The organism is Pseudomonas sp. W2I6, from assembly GCF_030815935.1.
Lineage (GTDB): Bacteria > Pseudomonadota > Gammaproteobacteria > Pseudomonadales > Pseudomonadaceae > Aquipseudomonas.
Genome location: NZ_JAUSXJ010000001.1, coordinates 3,362,036 through 3,380,831 on the forward strand (window position 1 = coordinate 3,362,036; position 18,796 = coordinate 3,380,831).

An 18,796-nucleotide genomic window follows, 5' to 3' on the forward strand; every position below is an offset into this window, starting at 1 on the left:
GTCAGTCGCCCGCCTTCGCGGGTTGCGGGTTGACCAACCGAATGCCGGCCTGATCAAGGATCAGTTCAGCGCCGGTCAATCGCTGCGCGGTCACCGGCAGCACATAGCGCCATTGCGAGTGAGGCAAATCACGGTACGCCGCCAGCACGCCGACATAACGACTGCCGGGCTCGAGACTGAGTTTGAGCGTGGAGTGATCGCCGGGGCGCAACTCCAGCTCTTCGAGGTTCACCAGGTCCTTGGGCAACGTGTGCTCGGCATGAGCATAAAGGCTGAAAAAGTCCGCATTTTCAAAAGCCACGGGGTGTCGAAGCTCCATCAGGTGCACCACGATCGGCGACGGGCGACCATGGAGATCAGGGTTGACCCGTTCGCTGGCGGTCAGTGTCAGGTCCAGCTTGGTCAACTTCGAAAAGGGCGACAGGGAGCAACCACCCAGCAAACCCATTACAGCGCACAACAATGCAACGGTGACTCGGGACATGAAGATCATCCTGGATAACGGTGAAGGGTTGAGATCAGGCGAATCTGTTCCTCGTACGCCTTGGCGAAGTCGCTGCCCAGCAGGCGCTCGCTCAAGTGCTCGTCCTCGATCAGTGCCTGGTAATGGCGCTGATACGCGCGCCAGCGGGCGCCACACCGGGGGATCAGCGGCGGCCTTGCCTGGCGTTCGAAGCACAGCAGCAAATGGCCGGGCGCAAAGGCTGCCAGAGCGCCGCGTACTGCCGCGCGGCAGGCCGCCAGCAAGGCCACCTCGTGAGCCTGCATGTCGCGGTACGCCCGCATGACAAGCATCTCGGCGGAAACCTGCCCCAGCTGCCCGACACCCAGCAGCGACCCCAAGGCCGCACTGGCGTCTGCGCTGTCTCTAAGTGGGTTGGGGCTTTGGAGCGGCGTCTGGGTGAGTGCCAGTTTCAGCTCTTGCCTGAGCTCGTTACGGGTGCCCAGGCTCTGTTGCAACCCTTCAGTCATTTGCCGGAGCAAGCTCGCGGCCTTGATCGCCAGGACTTCTCTTGCCGACTCATCGAGGTCGCCCAGATCAATACCGAGTGCCTGCGCAAACCCCAACCAGAATGGCCCTGAGCCGTGACCTGGAACGGGCGATTGCGGACTTGGGGCAACCTGGCGCGCAGGCTTCACAAGCTCGGGAACCGTCAGGTGATCCCGGTCCGCCGCCGCGTGGTCCGTCCAGCGCAATGTCTCGTAGGTGGTCATGTTCAGGGCCGCCAGCTCTTGCGACCCGTCCTCGCGCTGCAGTTCGCTGGCCATTGCCCGCAGTGGGTCCAGCTCAAGGAATGCATCATCGGGAATCAGCCTGTGTAATCCGTCCTGGCCCTGTCCCAGCGGTGGGCTGACCAGTCGTGCGCGAATACTCAGCGGCCCCAGCTGAAATACCGCGCCGTCATCTATCGGTTGCTGCTGCCCCTCATGCAGACGCTCACTGCGGCCTGCCAGGCGGGTTCCATTGCTGCTGATATCCGTCAGGAAATACCGGCCGTCACGATAACTGATCACCGCGTGACGACCGGAAACCTGGCGACTGGTGTCAGGCAGGGTCCAGTCGCAACCACCCCCCCGACCGATGACGCCCCCCACTCCGTCAAAGACTTTGCGCAGCGCCGGCGCGGACTCTGCTGGCCCCGCAGGGCACACCTCAAACACTAGCTGCATGGCAGGACTCCTCCGCGCTCACAGGCCACGACCGGTGGACCGCGGATCACCCAGCGGACGGTAGTCATCGTCGTCAAAGACATGATTGGTGTTACAGCCACTCAGCAAAAACAACACAAGCACCAGGGCTTGCCACTGACTAACAGGCATCAGGTATCTCCCGGAATTGAAAGGGTGTGCCATTCAGCACTCTCCCTGGACTTCGCCAAACGGAATGTCCAGGCGTGCAAGGCGGTACAACAACGTGCGCCGGGCGAGGCCCAGTTCACGGGCGGTGCGGGTTCGATTGCCACGGTTCTTGCGCAGGCAGTCGATCAGCACTACCCGCTCGACTCGCTCCATGCGCTGGCGCAGCGTTGCGTCGACAGCGGGCGCGGACAGGGTTGATGGCAGCGATAAATGCGCAGGCAGGATCACCTCGTCGTCGCACAGCAGAACCGCCCGCTCCACCATGCATTTGAGCTCACGAACATTGCCGGGAAAGTGGTGGCTGGACAGTTGATCCAGGGCCGCACTCGACCAGCCCACCGTGGCTCGCCCCAACAGTGCACAGGCCTTGTCGGCGAAATGCCGGGCCAGTTGCAGCACGTCCCCGTCCCGCTGGCGCAGCGCCGGCAACTCGATAGGAAACTGCGCCAGCCGGTAATAAAGGTCCTCGCGAAAGCTTCCTTCAGCCACCATGCTGGTGAGGTCCCGGTGGGTCGCCGCGACGATTCGCACGTCGACCTTGTGGGACGTGTTGGCACCCAACGGCCGAATCTCGCCCTCCTGCAGGACCCGCAACAACTTGGCCTGCAGTGAGAGCGGCATATCACCGATTTCGTCGAGCAGCAGCGTGCCGCCGTGGGCGGTGTCAAACAGGCCGGCGTGGTCTCTTTCGGCCCCGGTGAACGCGCCTTTGCGGTAACCGAACAACTCACTTTCGAGCAAGCCTTCGGGAAACGCTGCGCAGTTTTGCACCACAAATGCCTTGCTGCTGCGCGGGCCGGCAGCATGAATGGCCCGGGCGACCACCTCTTTACCGGTGCCGGTCTCGCCCCGGAGCAGCACGGTGTAGGGGCTATGCACCACCTTGCCGATCAGGCGGCACGTCTCGTCCATGGCCGTGCTGTTTCCGATCAAGCCGTAGGCGCTGGTGCTGCGGGTGCTGCGAACCACCTTCAACGCACCGGGAGCCCGGCGCATTCGCCGCAACAGGGCCAACTGGCTCAAGACAAAACTGCCCAATTGGCCCAGGGACGCACCGTAGCCAGCCAGCTCCGTCGCTCGCAGGCTGGCACACAACACCATCCCGGATACCTGCTTGCTCGGCCCCGGTAACGGCACGCACAGGAGTGATTGCCAGGACGCCGCGACCGCTGGCAGAAACCCCGTGTCATACACACTGCTGCCTGCCTCGGTGAGGTTAAACACCCGGTTCTGTTGCAGCACGTACTGCAACAGTTGCTCGTTCCGCAAATCCGCGCCCGAGCTCACAACCGCCCCTGGCGGCGACAGGCCCGGCAAATACTGGGCAGCCAGTTCGAGGCGGCCGGTGGCCTGGTCGAGCAGGTACAACTGGCCAAGCTCGCAGCCGCTCAGTTGCGCGGCGCCTGCCGCAAAGTCATCGGCCAATGTCGATTCGTCACTATTGATGCCCAACCGGCTAAACCATCCCAGCAAGGCAGCGGCGTAGTCCAGCGGGCTTGGCAACTGGGTAAACGGATTGTCCGCCATCAGCTGAACTCACAGATTACGGTGCCATTGGCATCCAGCCTGGCATGGACGAACTGCAGGGACTTGCCAACGGCCATCGCATCCAGCAGGCGATCCACCACCTGCGGCAACAGGTTTTCCTCGATCCATTGGTCGACAAACCGCGCGCCACTCCCACTGTGGCTACAGTGCTCGGCCATGTGTGCGACAAGATCCCCTGCGTGAGTGAATGCGAGCTTGCGCTGAAGCAGACGCTGGCCCAGGCGCTGAAGTTTGTGTTCAATCAGTTGGTGCAGCACCGCGCCTGCCACCGGGTAATACGGCACGACTCGCATACGGGCCAGCAGCGCCGGCTTGAAATGAGCTGTCAGTACCGGCCGGATCGCGGCGTGCAGTACTTCGACAGCCGGTCGTTGACTGTCGGCGCACAGCCCGGTGACAAGATCGCTGCCCAGGTTGGAAGTCATCAGGATCAGGGTATTGCGAAAGTCGATTTCACGTCCTTCTCCATCATTGGCTACCCCTTTGTCGAACACCTGGTAAAACAGGTTCAGGACATCCGGATCGGCCTTCTCCACCTCATCGAGCAGCACCACTGAATAGGGCTTTTGCCGCACCGCCTCAGTCAGCACCCCGCCCTCCCCGTAACCGACATAACCCGGTGGTGCGCCGATCAGCCGGGACAGTGAGTGTTTCTCCTGGTATTCAGACATGTTGATCGTGGTGACAAAGCGCTCGCCGCCATACAACAGGTCGGCCAGGGCGTGGGCTGTTTCAGTTTTGCCGACACCACTGGGGCCCACCAACAGAAATACCCCCACGGGGGCATCAGGCCTGTTCACGCCGGCCGCGACAGCCCGCAGGCAACGGTCCAGGACCTGCACGGCACCTTCCTGGCCGAGGATGCGACCACGCAGATCATCCGCAAAGTTCAGGACCTTCGCGCTGTGTTCGCGGGCAAGCTGCTCCAGGGGAATACCCGTCCAGGCGCTGATAACCTGTGCCACCAACCGTGGGCATACTTCGAAGCTGACCAATCGCTGTTCGTGCTGTATGGCCTGCAACGCCTGATGGTTCTGGGCCAGGAGCGGAGCGAGAGCCTCAGTGCTTTCGCCAACGTTACCGGCGTCGGCCAGTTGCTGGCGCAGCGAGAGTACCTTCTCGGCCAGTTCGCGCTGTTGGGTCCAGCGTTGTTCAAGCTGGAACTGTGCGACTTCTACTTCTTCCAGTCTCCGGGTGAGGTGCTGCAGCACCTGTTCATCGATGGCCAACCCCGCGTCGGCATCCCTGCGCACGGCACGTTGCTGGCGCGTGCCCTCGGCCAGTTCGGCGCGCAACTGCTGCAGTTCGTCCGGCGCCGTGACCAGGCTGATCCGCACCCGGGCACAAGCGGTGTCCAGCACGTCCACAGCCTTGTCCGGCAACTGGCGGCCGGCCAGGTAGCGGGCACTCAACTGCGCGGCGGCGACCACGGCGTCATCGCGCACGTAGACTCCGTGGCTGGCCTCATACACCGGGACCAACCCACGCAAAATCGTCACGGCATCGTCAACCGTCGGCTCGTGCACTTGCACCGGCTGGAAACGCCGCGCCAACGCCGGGTCTTTCTCGAAGTACTTCTTGTACTCCGACCAGGTCGTCGCGGCGATGGTACGCAACTCACCTCGTGCCAGCGCTGGCTTGAGCAGGTTGGCGGCATCGGAGCTGCCGGCCGAGCCGCCTGCGCCGACCAGGGTATGGGCCTCATCGATGAACAGGATGACCGGTTGCGGCGAGGCGTTGACCTCATCGATCAAGCCTTTGAGGCGGCGCTCGAACTCACCCTTGATACTGGCACCGGCTTGCAGCAGGCCCATGTCCAGGGTCAGCAGGCGCACCTTCCTGAGCACCTCTGGCACTTGCGCGCTGACGATCCGCAGGGCCAGGCCCTCGACTATCGCGGTTTTCCCGACACCCGCCTCGCCCACCAGAATGGGGTTGTTCTTGCGCCGCCGCGCGAGCGTATCGATCATTTGCCGGACTTCGTTATCGCGACAGAGCACGGGGTCGAGTTTCCCGTCCCGGGCCTGGCGAGTCAGGTCATGGGTAAAGCGCTCCAGCAAGGAACTCCCCGCCTCAGCTGGAGCCGCCTGCGCGTTTTCACTCAAGAGAAATCCGAGCACACGCGGTGCATCAAGCGTGCTTATCACCGACTGGTAACGGCTGCCAGCGTGCTGCATCGGGTTGCGCAACAAGGCGAGCAGCAAGGCGCCATGGTCCACTTCCCGTCGGCCCAGCTCCAGATGGGCAACCAGCAACGCCTGCTGCAGCCATTGCACCAGGGCGGGCGAAAACACCGGATTGCGGGACGCGCTCTGGTCGACCCGAGGTTGCAGCACGGCCTGCAATTCCCCGGCATCCACGCCCGCGTCCTGCAGCGCTCGCATAAGAACACCCTCGGGAGGCTCCAGGAGCGTCAGCAGCAAGTCTTCCACCAGGACCTCGCCGCCGCCCCGGGTGACACAACGCTCGGCGCTGCGTTCCAGGTCGCGCCGCGTGGACGCCGTCAATGCCTGGATAAGTTGTTGCAGATCCACATTCATCATATCCATCAATCCCTAATGATTTTTACTGGCCAGGATGACCACGCCGTCTGCCCGCTCATGCCCCAGCCAACTGGTCCAGCCCAGGCGGCAGACGTTGTGCTCGCCAAGGTGCAACGGCCGGACCTCGCCCGCCGCCAACACCAGTCGCACGTCGTATTCCAAGGGGTCCCGGGCGGCAAAACGCACCAGCGCACACAGCGGCTCGTAACCCGCCCCGGTGGGCAAAAACTCGTGAAAACGCTGCCAATCGAGTGCCAATACATGAACCCTGAACATGCCACTGCGGTCGATAAGGCACTCCCCCAGCACCAGGTCCGACCCCAACGAGCTATAGGCGCGACCAAGGTCATTGCGCTGCTCCTGGTCGATCACTACCCTGCGCTCGACCCACTGCTCGATGACCAGCCGGTTGTGCTTGAAGTAATAACGCAGCACGGTCTCGATCAGCGCGGCGGAGTGCACGCGCAGGCTCAGCAGCCCCAGGTAGGGCAACAGGCGTTTCCAGTTCAGTTGAGCCGCGCTGCGAATCGCGCTGCCACCCAGGCCCACCCATGCAAACATCTGCTCGGAAAAGGGATCGCGGGCGCCCGTTTGAAAACTCGCCTGATAACGATATTTTCGCCAGATCGGCACTATCAGCCGGTGCAGGCGATGGTGAAAAAGATCAAGAAATTCCCGCGTCGGATTACCGCCCGCTACCTCGGCAAAGGCTTGCTCGCCATAGAACGCCGGCAGCGGTGACCCTGTACCAAACAGGCCCAGCACATTGAGGCGAAGCCGTGCCCGCAAATGGCCGTGCTCGACAAAAAACTCCACACGATCAATGTCGTTGCCGGGAAAGCCAAAGCCTGGGTTGGCCTGGAACTCCAATTGATCGTAAAGCGCCTCATCGTCCAGCGAGGGATGCGCCTCGCGCAGGCGCTCGATAATCTGCGCAACCGCCTGAAACACCGAGTACTCGCGAATCACTCGGGACAGGGCGGTTAAAGCAGGGGCTGCTGGCCCATCCGGGGTGGCCATAGGTACACGTCTCCTTGTGTGCTGATGACTCGCAGTTCGTGGTACGAGTTGAGGCTGGCGTAAAGCGCGAAGAACTCGTTGAGCACCGAGGCAAAGACGAACACGTCGCCCTCCCCCAGGTAGCCTTCAGGATCGATGGTGAGGTCAACCCGCAAGCCGCGAAATGGCAGGCCTCGGTGCAGCCGGTCTACGGGCTGGTGACTGATCGAACGGAGGGCGCCCAGCCTTCGCCTGCTGACCTTTTCCACCTGGCGGTCGTGATAACGCGGCAGGTCGTAGGTTTCGAGGATCACCCTCAAGGCGTTGATATCGGTCAATGACAGATAGTTGAGCGACATATTGCTGATCAGTCGCCACAGGAAGTCGCTGTCCAGGGGTGGCGCAAAGCTGGGGGTTGCCGCGGTGATGTTGCGAAACGAGAGAAACTCGGGCGTCTGTTCGCACGCCTGATTGATATCGCCCACCTGCAGCAGGCATGGCAGGTTGTGGTTGGTGCAGGTCAGTTCAATCGACAGGGTTTCCTGTTCATGCACTGGACACCGGTCGAAACTCAGCCAGGTATCCAGGCCGGCATGTTGCAGGGATGGCCGCTGGCGAACGCCATAGCTGGGCGCGGCGCTGCCAAAATCGTGCTCAAACGATTCGAACGGTACATATTCCTGGTACCCGAGGCCTCCCGGCCGCCATCCCGTGACCTTGTCGACGGAAAATACACCGCAGTTCCCCCTGGCGTATTCGCCAGGCAACAACAGGTATTCGTCCTGCTTGCCGTCCAGGCGAATCGGTACACCGTCGTGCCTGAACAGATTGACGATGGGCGTGCAGTACAGCTTCACGTTGTCCAGGGTAGGCGCCATTCGCTCAATACCGCGACCACGCATGTCGAAGCGTAACGTCACGCCATGTACCTGCTTGAGTACGTCAATAGGCAACCTGCTCAGCGCGCCAAGGCCACTCACATCGACAAACAGGTATTTGTCGGGAAAGGCGAAGTACTCCTGCAAATGGCGATAGCCACGAAAGGTATTCAACGGATAAGGGATCAGTGCCTCATCCTCGGAAAAGCCCACAGGACTGATATCGTTGCTGGACAGACGCAATGAAACAGGCTCGCCGTCGGCACCGATGACCGGCAGCCCGTCGCGCCCGAAAGGCTGCAACTCGAACCCGTCCAGGTGACGCAAAAGCCCCAGGTAAAGCGCCTGGCTGACGGGCTGCTCCCCCGCGAGATGCAAACGCAGGCAGTTCAGTTCCAGCTCACTGAAGTTGCCCTCGGCCGTCATCTCCAGACGCAGGCAGAGCAAAGCGCCCTCACCCTGTACCGAGTACTCCATGGCGGCCAGTTGCAGCGGCAAGACCTGCGTCGGGTAACAGGTACGAAAACGGCAGCGTTCACCGTCGATCGCAATGCTTTCCACCGGTGTATCCCGCTCGACCCTGATGGCCGGCCCTGCGCGCTTGAGCGGATCAAACTGCAGCATGCTGAACGACGGCAGCGGCCGCATATAGTTGGGCCACAGCAGATGCATCAACGAGTGACTCAACTCCGGCAAATGATCATCAAGCTTCTGCCGCAGGCGACCGGTGAGGAATGCAAAACCCTCAAGCAACCGTTCTACATCCGGGTCCTGGCCAGCGTCCCCAAGAAACGGCGCGAGTGCCGGGTTGCGCTCGCAGAACCGTCGCCCCAACTGTCGCAGTGCGCTCAGCTCGCCCTGGTAGTAGCGGTTAAACGACATCCGGTTTGACCTCGACCCGTGCGCCGTGAGCCAGGCTGGCGCAAAAGGCGACCGCTTGCGTCATGCCATTGACTTCCATGGCCCCCTCGATGGAAAAAGCCAGCACCATCGGGTCACGGTCCTGTGGCAATGCCTTGACACGGACATCCTTCAGACGGGGTTCGTAGGCCTGGATAAAGCGCTCAATCAGGAACCGAGCCTGGCTCAACGCGTCATGCAGGCTGAGGCGCATGTCATTCAGATCAGGTAACCCGTAATCAGGTAGCGTCTGGACACTGCCCGCACGGGTGCTGAGCATTTTCGCCAGATGACCCGCCACGGATTCCACGACGCAACCTTGCGGGCTGCGCCCCACGCCGGACTCCAGGCGCTCGAAAAGGCTGCGGTTTTGGGTAATCACGTGGCGGCGGCTCATTCTTTATCGAGCTTGCCGACGAGCGACAGAGTGAAGTCTGCCCCCATGTACTTGAAGTGCGGGCGAACGCTCAGGTTGACGCGATACCAGCCAGGCTCCCCGTCGACATCACTGACAACAATGCGCGCAGCCCGAAGCGGGCGCCGTCCACGCACTTCGGTGCTGGGGTTGTCCTGGTCGGCTACGTATTGGCGAATCCATTTGTTGAGTTCCAGCTCAAGGTCGGTGCGCTCCTTCCACGACCCCAGCTGTTCACGCTGCAGGACCTTGAGATAGTGGGCCAGGCGATTGACGATCATCATGTACGGCAATTGGGTACCGAGCCGGTAATTCAGCTCGGCAGCCTTGCCTTCGGCACTGATTCCAAAAGACTTGGGTTTTTGCACCGAACTGGCGGAAAAGAACGCTGCATTGTCACTGCCCTTGCGCATGGTCAGGGCAATGAAGCCCTCTTGCGCCAGCTCGTATTCGCGTCGGTCGGATACCAGCACCTCGGTAGGAATCTTGGTTTCGATCTCGCCCATGCTGTGAAAGTGATGCAGCGGCAAGTCCTCAACTGCACCACCACTCTGCGGGCCGATAATGTTCGGGCACCAGCGATACCGGGCGAAACTGTCCGTCAAGCGGGTAGCAAAGGCATAGGCCGTATTACCCCACAGATAGTGTTCGTGGCTGCTGGCCACATGTTCCTGGTAGGCGAACGTCTTGACCGGACAATCAACGGGATCGTACGGCGTACGCAATAGAAAGCGCGGTACGGTGAGGCCGATGTAGCGGGCATCTTCGCTCTGGCGAAAACTCTGCCATTTGGCAAACTGCGGCCCTTCAAAATGGTCCTTCAGGTCCTTGAGGTCAGGCAGGCCGGTAAAGCTCTCCAGGCCGAAGAAACCAGGGCCGGCCGCCGCAATGAACGGTGCATGGGCCATGCAGGCCACGCTGGAAACATACTGCATCAGCCTGACATCGGGAGCACTGGGGGAAAGAAAATAATTGGCGATGATTGCCCCTACGGGCTGGCCGCCGAACTGACCGTATTCGGCACTGTAGATGTGCTTGTAGAGTCCGGACTGAGTCACCTCCGGTGAGTCCTCGAAGTCATCCAGCAGATCCTGGCGGGAGACGCTGAGCAGTTCGATCTTGATGTTTTCACGAAAATTGGTGCGATCAACCAGCAACTGCAGGCCACGCCAGGAAGACTCCAGTGCCTGGAAGTCGGGATGGTGCAGGATTTCATCCATTTGCTGGCTGAGCCTTGCGTCAATCTCGGCAATCATCCGGTCAACCAGGCGCTTCTTGACCGGCTCGCCCTTGTTTTGCGGCTTGATCAGCTCCTCGATAAATGCCGAGACTCCGCGCTTTGCAATACTGTAGGCCTCGTCGTCGGCGCTGAGGCGGGTCTGGGCAATGATGTTGTCGAGAATGCTGTACTCATCCGTGATGGGCGCATGCGACGGGCTTTGGCTGGTAGTCATGGTGTCAGTGTCCTTTTAACTGAGAGCGTCATACGGCGGAGCTGTCCAGCCCCAATTCAGCCAATACCCGCTTGCGCGAATCGTCATCGGCGAGGGCATTTTCAATGGCCTTTCGAAAGCTCGGCGTGTTGCCCAGCGGCCCCTTGAGCGCCACAAGTGCATCGCGCAGGTCCATGAGCTTTTTCAGCTCGGGTATCTGCTCAACCAGCTGTGCAGGATTGAAGTCCTTCATCGAATTGATCCTGACCCGGATCGCCAACTCGTCAGGTTCGGCTGAATCCTGCAGCCGGTTGGGGACGCTCAAGGCCAGGCTCAAGGCCTGCTTGGCCAGCACCTCGTCGAGGCTGTTCTTGTCGATGCCGACGGGCTTGCGATCTTCGAGCTTGCGCAGGTCTTCACGCTGGGTGAAGTCACCAAGCACCAGCAATTTCAACGGCAGCTCGACCTCTTCCTGCGCAGTGCCGACGGCGGGTTTGAACGTGATATTGATGCGTTCCCTGGGGGCTACCGAACCTTCTTTCGCCATGGTGTTTCTCCTTTTTCGGGGGGCTCGAAAGCCTATTCAAGTGCCGCTTCGAGATCGAAGTGGCACAGCCTGCGATGGACATCTTCCTTGCGCTCACGCACGGAATGGCTTTGGGGCAATACGTCACAGCAGCCATGCAAGAGCTGCAGCACTTCAACCGCCAGCTCGGGCTCCCAGCGCTGCAGGCCTGAGTGCTGCAGCTCGTGGTCCAGGTGATCGAGCTGGACTTTGGCCAGGTCATGCTTGCCTGCCAGCAAACACAACCTGGCCAGGCCAAGCCGCCAATGAAACCGGGCACGATCACCTGTTGCGGTTTGCATGCCCTGCTTGAGGGACCGCACAGCCACCTTGAACCCGTCCTTGCGCAGCACGGGCATGACGTCGTGCAACGCTTTGTCCCAAGGCGCAGCCGGGGCATCAGGTGCCGACCTGAGTGGGACCGGGGCTTGCAAATGGCGGGCAACCTGGGTGTTGATCCAGCCACGGGTGACGTCGTCGGCGAAGGGTGTTCCGTCGTGGAAGCGCAGCTGTGCAAGCCCCGGCAAGCGCTGGAGCAACAGCGCGAAGTGCACTTCCAGCTCGGTCATGGCCAGGTCGGCCTGGAGTGCCTGCAGGCACTCCCACACCCGGTACAAGCCGTCGAACCAGAAAGGTGCTCCGGCCAGGCTGCTCTCAAGCTCCAGCAGCAGGTCGGTATGCTGCCCTTGGGCAAAGCGCTCCTGGTACCGCTTGAGCTTGTCGGGCGCCGGCCCGCGCAAAGGCGTTACCTGTTCGCTGTCACAGTCCGGAAGACTGGTGATCGTCAGCCAGGTCAACGTTCGGTTCAGACGCAGTGCGCGCAGGTCAGTGGCATTCTGACGCTGCCACCAGGCCGACAAGGGCCGGGCATGTTCCTGCAGCGTGCGCAGCAGCTTGTGGGCGTCCTTTTCGTTTTCCACAATGGGCTCGGGCGCCATCAACTGAGTCGCGACCTGCTTGATATGGGCGATCACCCCTGTGCTACCGCCTGCTGGAGGTTCGCTTTCGGTGGACTGTTGCAATCGGTCCGACAGCTGCCTGCGAACCGGCAGTAACAGTGGCGCATCTTCGAGAAGGTGTTCGGTCCACAACTCGTCCAGCCGCGCCAGGTGTTCGAGCATGCAGTGGAACAAGGGCCGCTGATCCTTGAGCGAAACAGGTTGTGCAAGCACCTGCTCGAGGCGCGGGACCAGCCAGCCAAAGGCGGCACTGCGGGTACGCAGCTTGCCCGGATAAACGACCGCCCAATGATGCTCACAGAGGTAGCGCAGCAATCCGAGGCCTGCGAGTAGCCCGGGGAAGGACTCGCGCTGATGCAAGGCCCAGGTCAACCAGACAGCGACCCGCAAGTCCTTGGACTGGTGGCGTAACAGCGCCTCGCTTTTTTCCACGACCCATTGCCAGTCAGGCTGACTGTTTCCGTGAATGGAGTACGCCTTGCCCAGTTCAGTTTCAAGCGCCTCATACTCGGTCGAAAAACGCATATCGGCCCCCGCATAACTCGTTTTCGAGTGGGGTGCCTGCGCAAGTTCGAGGTAATAATCGGAAAGCCTGTCTGAGTAAACCATTATGGGCCGCACTTTACTTTCCTGAACATGTCCAGTGAACTAATGGCCATTCAAGCGCACATCAGGACATTGATTAAAGTTTGCCTTCCCTACGAGAAGAGCACGAACCTTATCCATGCAAAAAGCATTGTTCAAGCCACCAAATAGCAGTTAAGGAGTTTCCTACAAGAATAGAAAAATCACCGACGCGCAAGAATTTGCGCAGCCAAGGCGCCAGGCATCATCATGAATGACGTGAACTCTGCGAATAACACCGTCCATCAACATGAGCAACTAACTGCACACCCCTGCGCAAACAAATACAACTAAATCGAATTAAAACCTTTAATGCCGCTCAAAATAAAAACCGATAAAACCTTACCCCCCTGCTTTCATTGACGCTCGAACTTTCCGGCACGCTTCTTGATATCGAGCATTACCCGGCCGGCAAGTCCGTCGGCCGGGACGACCTCATTTATCAGGCAAGGAAAACCGTCATGCCAACACCCGCGTATCTATCCATCACCGGCACCAAGCAAGGCTTGATCACGGCAGGCACGTTCACTCAGGACTCGGTCGGCAACATTTACCAGGAAGGCCATGAAGACCAGATCCTGGTGGAAGCATTCCAGCATCAGGTGATCATTCCCCGTGACCCGCAATCCGGCCAGCCCACCGGCCAGCGTGTGCACAAGCCCCTGATGATCAGCAAGGTATTCGATAAATCGTCGCCATTGCTGTTCAGCGCATTGACCTCCGGGGAAATGGTCAAGTGCCGCCTTGAGTGGTACCGAACCTCTTCAGCCGGAACCCAGGAACACTACTTCACCATCGAGTTGGAAGACGCGATCCTGGTGGACATCCAGTCACAGATGCCCAATTGCCAGGACCCGAACAACGCACACTTCACGCACCTGGAGGATGTGTATTTCACTTACCGGAAAATCGTCTGGACCCATGAGGTCTCCGGTACCTCTGGCTCTGATGACTGGCGCAGCCCGGTAGCCGGCTAAGCAGCCACCGAAACAGAAACGGCATCGCCATGGACGGCACCGTTTCTGTCGGCCACTAGACCATCGCCAGCGGATGCTTGCGCTTCGGCGCCCCAAAAACCCGGTCAATCGCGTCCAGGTCGTGCTCATCCAGCACCAGCTTCGCCGCTGCGGCATTGAGCCGGACATGCTCTGGCGTAACCGCCTTGGGAATCGCGATCACACCGTCCTGGCGCAAGACCCAGGCCAGGGAAACCTGGGCGGGTGTGACCTCGTGGCGACGGGCAATTTGCTTGAGGGTCGGGCTGGCCAACAGCTCGCCACCCTGGGCGATGGGACAGTAGGCCATCAAGGGTAAATTGTGTTGCTGCCACCATGGCAGCAGGTCGAACTCGATGCCGCGCTCCTCGATGTTGTAGAGCACCTGATTGGTGGCACAGGCCGGGGAAGCCAGCTCCTGCAGGTCTGCCACATCAAAGTTGGACACACCCCAACGACCGATCTTGCCTGCCTCACGCAAGCGCTCGAAGGCTTCTACCGTTTCTTCAAGGGGGTATTGCCCACGCCAATGCAACAGATACAGATCAATGTAGTCGGTGCCCAGGCGCTGGAGACTGGCCTCACATGCACGTGGAATGCCCTTGTGGCTGGCATTGTGCGGGTACACCTTGCTGACCAGGAACACCTGGTCGCGCTTGCCGCGAATCGCCTCGCCGACGACTTCTTCGGCACCTCCTTCGCCATACATTTCAGCGGTATCGATCAGGGTCATGCCCTCATCGATACCCAGTTGCAACGCGGCCACTTCGGCGCTGCGCTTGCCGGGATCCTCGCCCATGCGCCAGGTCCCCTGGCCGATGACAGGGACGGGTACGCCGGCCAGATCAATGGTGCGCATGACAACCTCCTGATGAATTTGCGAATTAACAGTGTGGCACCGACTGGACAAAAGGGTTCAATCGAAGGAAGGTGGCCCTTTCCATCCCAGCCATAGAAAGGGCCTGCAATGCTGTTTGTGGTCATGTTGGGGGGTAAGCACCCCCGGGCGAAAATCGAAGTGCATGATGTGGTGTTCGCCGTCGCCGACACCCTGGAAGCCGCCTACCCGCAACTGCGCGAGGGCTGGTTCGGCAGCCAGAAAGGTGTGCATATCGACTCCTGGATGACGGTGGATGGCGTTGACGGCTGGAAAGTCCAGCTCAGCCACCTGGCGCCGAACGCCGGGGCGCCGCGCCTGTACTTCATCAACCTGGGCGGGTATGAATCGAACGTCTTTGGCGAGGCACACCACTACCTGCTGGTGGTTGCGCGCACGGTCAGGGAGGCGGCAGCCCAAGGCAAACAGCAGATGCTCACGCACTGGACGCAATCCCACACCGACGGCGTACTGGATATCGACGACTGCCTGCCCATCGACCTGGTAGACGGGCGCTACATCCACCTGGAACCCGGCGTACACCGCCCGGTCGTCACGCGAAACGACTACATCGTACTGCCCTGACCGCCTCCTACCCGAACGGGGTATGGCGCCCCACCCGCCACCTGCCTGAAAGTGCAATCAGCCCCTCGGCCTGACAACAAGCACAACATCAAGGTGGGTTCGCCATGCATAAAGCCGTTATCGCCCTGTTCAGCGCTGTCTTGCTTGCATCAACGTCCGTCAGCCAGGCCGCTGACGACCCGGGCAACACCTTGCGCATCTACAACTGGGCCGATTACATCGGGGAACACACCCTCGCCGACTTCGAGAAAGCCACCGGCATCAAGGTGATCTACGACACCTACGACTCCTACGAAACCGTGCAGGGCAAGCTGCTGTCCGGGCGCTCGGGTTATGACCTGGTGGTGCTCAACGCGTCCCTGGTGCCGCTGCTGATCAAGGCCAAGGCCTTCCAGCCCCTCAACAAAGCGCTGCTGCCGGACTGGAACAACCTCGACCCGCAAGTGCTGAAAAGCCTGGAAACCCATGATCCGGGCGTGACCTATTCCGCGCCTTACACCTGGGGCAGCAATGGCGTGACCTACAACATCGACAAGATCAAGGAACGCATGCCGGATGCGCCCATCGGCTCCCTGGCGATGATCTTCGATCCCAAGATCGTTTCGCGCTTCGCCGACTGTGGCATCACCTTCATGGACTCCCCTACCGACATGATCCCGCTGGCCCTGACCTACCTCGGCCTGGACCCCAACAGCGTGGCGCCCAAAGACCTCAAGGCCGCTCAGGACGTGCTGATGGCCGTGCGCCCGTACATCCGCAAATTCGACTCCAGCGGTTTTATCAACGGCCTGGCCAATGGCGAGCTGTGCATGGCCACCACCTGGTCCGGCGACTACGCCACGTCCCAGGCCCGGGCGGCGGAAGCCGGGGCCAAGGTCAACCTGAGTTACTTCATCCCCAGGGAAGGCTCGCTGATCTGGTTCGACAACTTCTACATCCCGGCCGACGCGCCCCATGTGGCGAATGCCCACAAGTTCATCGAGTTCCTCCTGCAACCCGAGGTTATCGCCGGCGTCAGCAACACCATTCACTACGCCAACAGCAACCTGGCCTCCAAGCCCTTTGTAAATGCCGATATACGCGACAACGCGGCCATCTACCCGGACCCGGCGACGATGCAGCGCTTGTTCACCCAGAAAAGCCAGTCCCAAGCTGCCGTGCGCCTGATCACCCGTACCTGGAATGCCGTGAAGACCGGCAAGTGAAACCCAGCCATTGAAGGTAAACGCCATGACCCTGCCAAATCCTGACTTTTTCGCCCAGTTCGACCACGACCAACTGGACGCCGCCGACAAGGCCCATTACATGCACGGTTTTCATATGTTCGACGAACACCGTGAACAAGGCTCACTGAATATCGCGGCGGGTGACGGCGCCTACATCTACGACACCGCCGGCAACCGCTACCTGGATGCGGTCGGCGGCATGTGGTGTACGAATATCGGCCTGGGCCGCGAGGAAATGGCAGACGCCATCGCCAACCAGGTTCGCCAGCTGGCGTACTCCAACCCGTTCTGCGACATGGCCAACGTCACCGCCATCGAACTGTGCGCCAAGCTTGCCAGCCTGGCTCCCGGCGATCTTGATCATGTGTTCCTGACCACCGGCGGCTCCACCGCCGTCGATACTGCCTACCGCCTGGTGCAGTTCTATCAGAACAGTCGCGGCAAGCATGAGAAGAAACACATCATCTCGCGCTTCAGTGCGTATCACGGCTCGACGTTCCTCACGATGTCCATCGGCAACAAGGCCGCCGACCGCGCGCCGGAATTCGATTTCATGAGCGACTTGTTCCACCACATTTCGTGCCCCAACTACTACCGGGCGCCGCAGGGCATGAGCGAGGCGCAGTTCCTCGATTTCCTGGTGGATGAGTTCGAAGACAAGATCCTGACCATCGGCGCCGACAAAGTGGCCGCGTTCTTTGCCGAACCGATCATGGGCTCGGGCGGCGTGATCATTCCGCCCAAGGGTTACCACCGGCGCATGTGGGAAGTCTGCCAACGTTATGACCTGCTCTACGTGGCGGATGAAGTGGTGACGTCCTTCGGCCGGCTGGGAAAATTCTTCGCCTCCCAGGAAGTGTTCGACATGCAACCGGACATCATCACCACCGCCAAGGGCCTCACGTCCGGCTACCTGCCGTTGGGCGCGTGTATTTTCTCGGACCGCATCTGGCAAGTGATCGGCGAGCCGGGCAAGGGCCGCTGCTTTACCCACGGCTTCACCTACAGCGGCCACCCGGTGAGTTGCGTGGCGGCGCTGAAGAACATCGAGATCATCGAGCGGGAAAACCTGCTGGCCCATGTCGAAGACGTCGGCGTGTACCTCGAACAGCGCCTGCAAACCCTGGCCAGCCTGCCGCTGGTGGGCGACGTGCGCTGCCAGCGGCTGATGGCCTGCATTGAGTTCGTCGCCGACAAGCACACCAAGGCGCTGCTGCCGGACGCGGTGAACATCGGCGAGAAGATCCACCTGCGGGCCCAGGCCAAAGGCTTGCTGGTACGGCCCATTGGCCACCTGAATGTGATGTCGCCGCCGCTGATCATCACCCATGCCCAGGTGGATCAAGTGGTGGAAATCCTGCGCCAGTGCATCCTCGACACCGCCGAAGAGCTGCGCCAGAGCGGCGAGTATCAAGGCCGATGAGCCTGGGCGCCCCGGTGCTTTTGCCGGGGCCCTGGCCGGCGGGTAGACTGGCCGGCATGAACGAGCATGCCGATCACTGCCCTGCCCCGTCCTTCCAGGTGCTTGACGCCTGGAATGGTGCGTTGGCCCACGCCTTCGCCAGCGTCGACGAAGCGTCATTCCTTGAACACCTGGCCTGCGCCCTCAGTGCGCTGACCCCTATCGAATCGATGATGATCAGCCTGGAGCGCCAGGGCCAGGCGCCACACTTGCTCTACCAGCAAGGCATCCCCCGGCCGCACTACGAAGAGATCATCAACCGTTACTTCTCCCGGGGCTACCTGCTGGACCCGTTCTGCCTCGCGGTAGACAAGGGCCTGGCCGAAGGTTTCTACCATCTGGCGCAGATCGCCCCGGACGATTTCTTCAACAGCGAGTACTACAAAACCTACTACCTGCGCAGCGGCGGCGCCCAGGAGAGCTACTACATCGTCGACCTGTGCCCCAACAGCAAGATTTCGTTGTGCATGTTCCAGGGGCTGAGTGCCGGCCAGTTCAGCGACGAACAACTGGCACTGCAACGAACCGCCCAACCCATCGTGCGCGAACTGCTGCGCCGCTTCGGCACCACGGGCGGGCTGTGCAAGGTGATCAGCGACGAGGCCTTCACCCAGACCCAGGTGCATCAGCAGATTGAAGCGGCGTTCATGCATTTTGGCAGCGGTGTATTGACCGTGCGCGAACGGGAAATCGCCCACCTTATATTGCGTGGGCACTCGGTGAAATCCACCGCGCAGGTGCTGGGTATTTCCCCGGAAACCGTGCGCATGCACCGCAAGCATTTGTATACCAAGCTTGAAATCAACTCCCAGGCGGAGCTGTTTGCGCTGTTTATCGATTGGCTGACCCACAGCGGCGTAATGGCCCGATCCTGACCGTCCAGGCAACCCAGGGGAACTTTGCCAGGAAATAACCACCTGAATCCGG

General features: G+C 60.8%; 17 protein-coding genes. 5 read left to right on the forward strand and 12 right to left on the reverse strand.

Annotation, left to right across the window (positions count from 1 at the left end; translation table 11 throughout):
- Position 1: 1 nt before the first annotated feature.
- From tssJ to tssA, 11 genes are read right to left on the reverse strand one after another with little or no spacing between them, the layout of a single operon-like run.
- Positions 2-484: a type VI secretion system lipoprotein TssJ gene (gene tssJ, locus QF039_RS15665; protein WP_023658927.1), complete on the reverse strand. Its 483-nt coding sequence runs from the start codon at positions 482-484 to the stop codon at positions 2-4.
- Positions 485-489: 5 nt separating this feature from the next.
- Positions 490-1,671: a type VI secretion system-associated FHA domain protein TagH gene (gene tagH, locus QF039_RS15670; protein ID WP_177019435.1), complete on the reverse strand. Its 1,182-nt coding sequence runs from the start codon at positions 1,669-1,671 to the stop codon at positions 490-492.
- Between the two features lie 18 nt (positions 1,672-1,689).
- Positions 1,690-1,821, reverse strand: coding sequence for a hypothetical protein (locus tag QF039_RS15675; RefSeq protein WP_003208049.1), 132 nt, complete (start codon positions 1,819-1,821; stop codon positions 1,690-1,692).
- Between the two features lie 33 nt (positions 1,822-1,854).
- Positions 1,855-3,387 (reverse strand): sigma-54-dependent Fis family transcriptional regulator, encoded by a 1,533-nt coding sequence (locus QF039_RS15680; protein ID WP_307519329.1) that lies wholly within the window; start codon positions 3,385-3,387, stop codon positions 1,855-1,857.
- Positions 3,387-5,951: a type VI secretion system ATPase TssH gene (gene tssH, locus QF039_RS15685; RefSeq protein WP_307519331.1), complete on the reverse strand. Its 2,565-nt coding sequence runs from the start codon at positions 5,949-5,951 to the stop codon at positions 3,387-3,389. The genes QF039_RS15680 and tssH overlap by 1 nt, the downstream gene beginning before the upstream one ends.
- Positions 5,952-5,963: 12 nt before the next feature.
- On the reverse strand, positions 5,964-6,971 hold the full coding sequence (gene tssG / locus QF039_RS15690; RefSeq protein WP_008437010.1) for a type VI secretion system baseplate subunit TssG: 1,008 nt from the start codon (positions 6,969-6,971) through the stop codon (positions 5,964-5,966).
- On the reverse strand, positions 6,935-8,710 hold the full coding sequence (tssF, locus tag QF039_RS15695) for a type VI secretion system baseplate subunit TssF (RefSeq protein WP_307519334.1): 1,776 nt from the start codon (positions 8,708-8,710) through the stop codon (positions 6,935-6,937). Before tssF ends, tssG begins: the two co-directional genes overlap by 37 nt.
- Entirely contained in the window at positions 8,700-9,125 is a 426-nt protein-coding gene (tssE, locus tag QF039_RS15700) for a type VI secretion system baseplate subunit TssE (RefSeq protein ID WP_102604773.1), read from the reverse strand. The genes tssF and tssE overlap by 11 nt, the downstream gene beginning before the upstream one ends.
- The gene (gene tssC, locus QF039_RS15705; protein WP_003208039.1) at positions 9,122-10,597 is read right to left on the reverse strand and encodes a type VI secretion system contractile sheath large subunit; all 1,476 of its coding nucleotides are present in this window, start codon (positions 10,595-10,597) and stop codon (positions 9,122-9,124) included. Before tssC ends, tssE begins: the two co-directional genes overlap by 4 nt.
- A 28-nt stretch (positions 10,598-10,625) precedes the next feature.
- Positions 10,626-11,123 (reverse strand): type VI secretion system contractile sheath small subunit, encoded by a 498-nt coding sequence (gene tssB / locus QF039_RS15710; protein ID WP_008437006.1) that lies wholly within the window; start codon positions 11,121-11,123, stop codon positions 10,626-10,628.
- Between the two features lie 32 nt (positions 11,124-11,155).
- Entirely contained in the window at positions 11,156-12,709 is a 1,554-nt protein-coding gene (gene tssA, locus QF039_RS15715; protein WP_307519337.1) for a type VI secretion system protein TssA, read from the reverse strand.
- A 476-nt stretch (positions 12,710-13,185) separates the two neighbouring features.
- Between tssA and QF039_RS15720 the strand changes: the two genes are divergently transcribed.
- Complete coding sequence (locus QF039_RS15720) at positions 13,186-13,701, forward strand: Hcp family type VI secretion system effector (protein WP_307519339.1); 516 nt, start codon at positions 13,186-13,188, stop codon at positions 13,699-13,701.
- Between the two features lie 55 nt (positions 13,702-13,756).
- Here the strand turns inward: QF039_RS15720 and QF039_RS15725 are convergent, their stop codons facing one another.
- Complete coding sequence (locus tag QF039_RS15725) at positions 13,757-14,578, reverse strand: aldo/keto reductase (RefSeq protein WP_003208032.1); 822 nt, start codon at positions 14,576-14,578, stop codon at positions 13,757-13,759.
- A 108-nt stretch (positions 14,579-14,686) separates the two neighbouring features.
- Here QF039_RS15725 and QF039_RS15730 point away from each other — a divergent pair, with 108 nt between their 5' ends.
- From QF039_RS15730 to QF039_RS15745, 4 genes are all read left to right on the forward strand, one after another.
- Positions 14,687-15,181: a DUF1543 domain-containing protein gene (locus tag QF039_RS15730; RefSeq protein WP_307519342.1), complete on the forward strand. Its 495-nt coding sequence runs from the start codon at positions 14,687-14,689 to the stop codon at positions 15,179-15,181.
- Between the two features lie 104 nt (positions 15,182-15,285).
- Positions 15,286-16,386 (forward strand): polyamine ABC transporter substrate-binding protein, encoded by a 1,101-nt coding sequence (locus QF039_RS15735; RefSeq protein WP_307519345.1) that lies wholly within the window; start codon positions 15,286-15,288, stop codon positions 16,384-16,386.
- 25 nt (positions 16,387-16,411) lie between these two features.
- Positions 16,412-17,830, forward strand: a complete 1,419-nt coding sequence (locus QF039_RS15740) for an aminotransferase (protein ID WP_177123062.1) — start codon at positions 16,412-16,414, stop codon at positions 17,828-17,830.
- 56 nt (positions 17,831-17,886) lie between these two features.
- Positions 17,887-18,744 carry a response regulator transcription factor gene (locus tag QF039_RS15745; protein ID WP_102370284.1) on the forward strand — a complete coding sequence of 286 codons (858 nt, stop codon included), beginning with the start codon at positions 17,887-17,889 and terminating at the stop codon, positions 18,742-18,744.
- Positions 18,745-18,796: the final 52 nt, after the last annotated feature.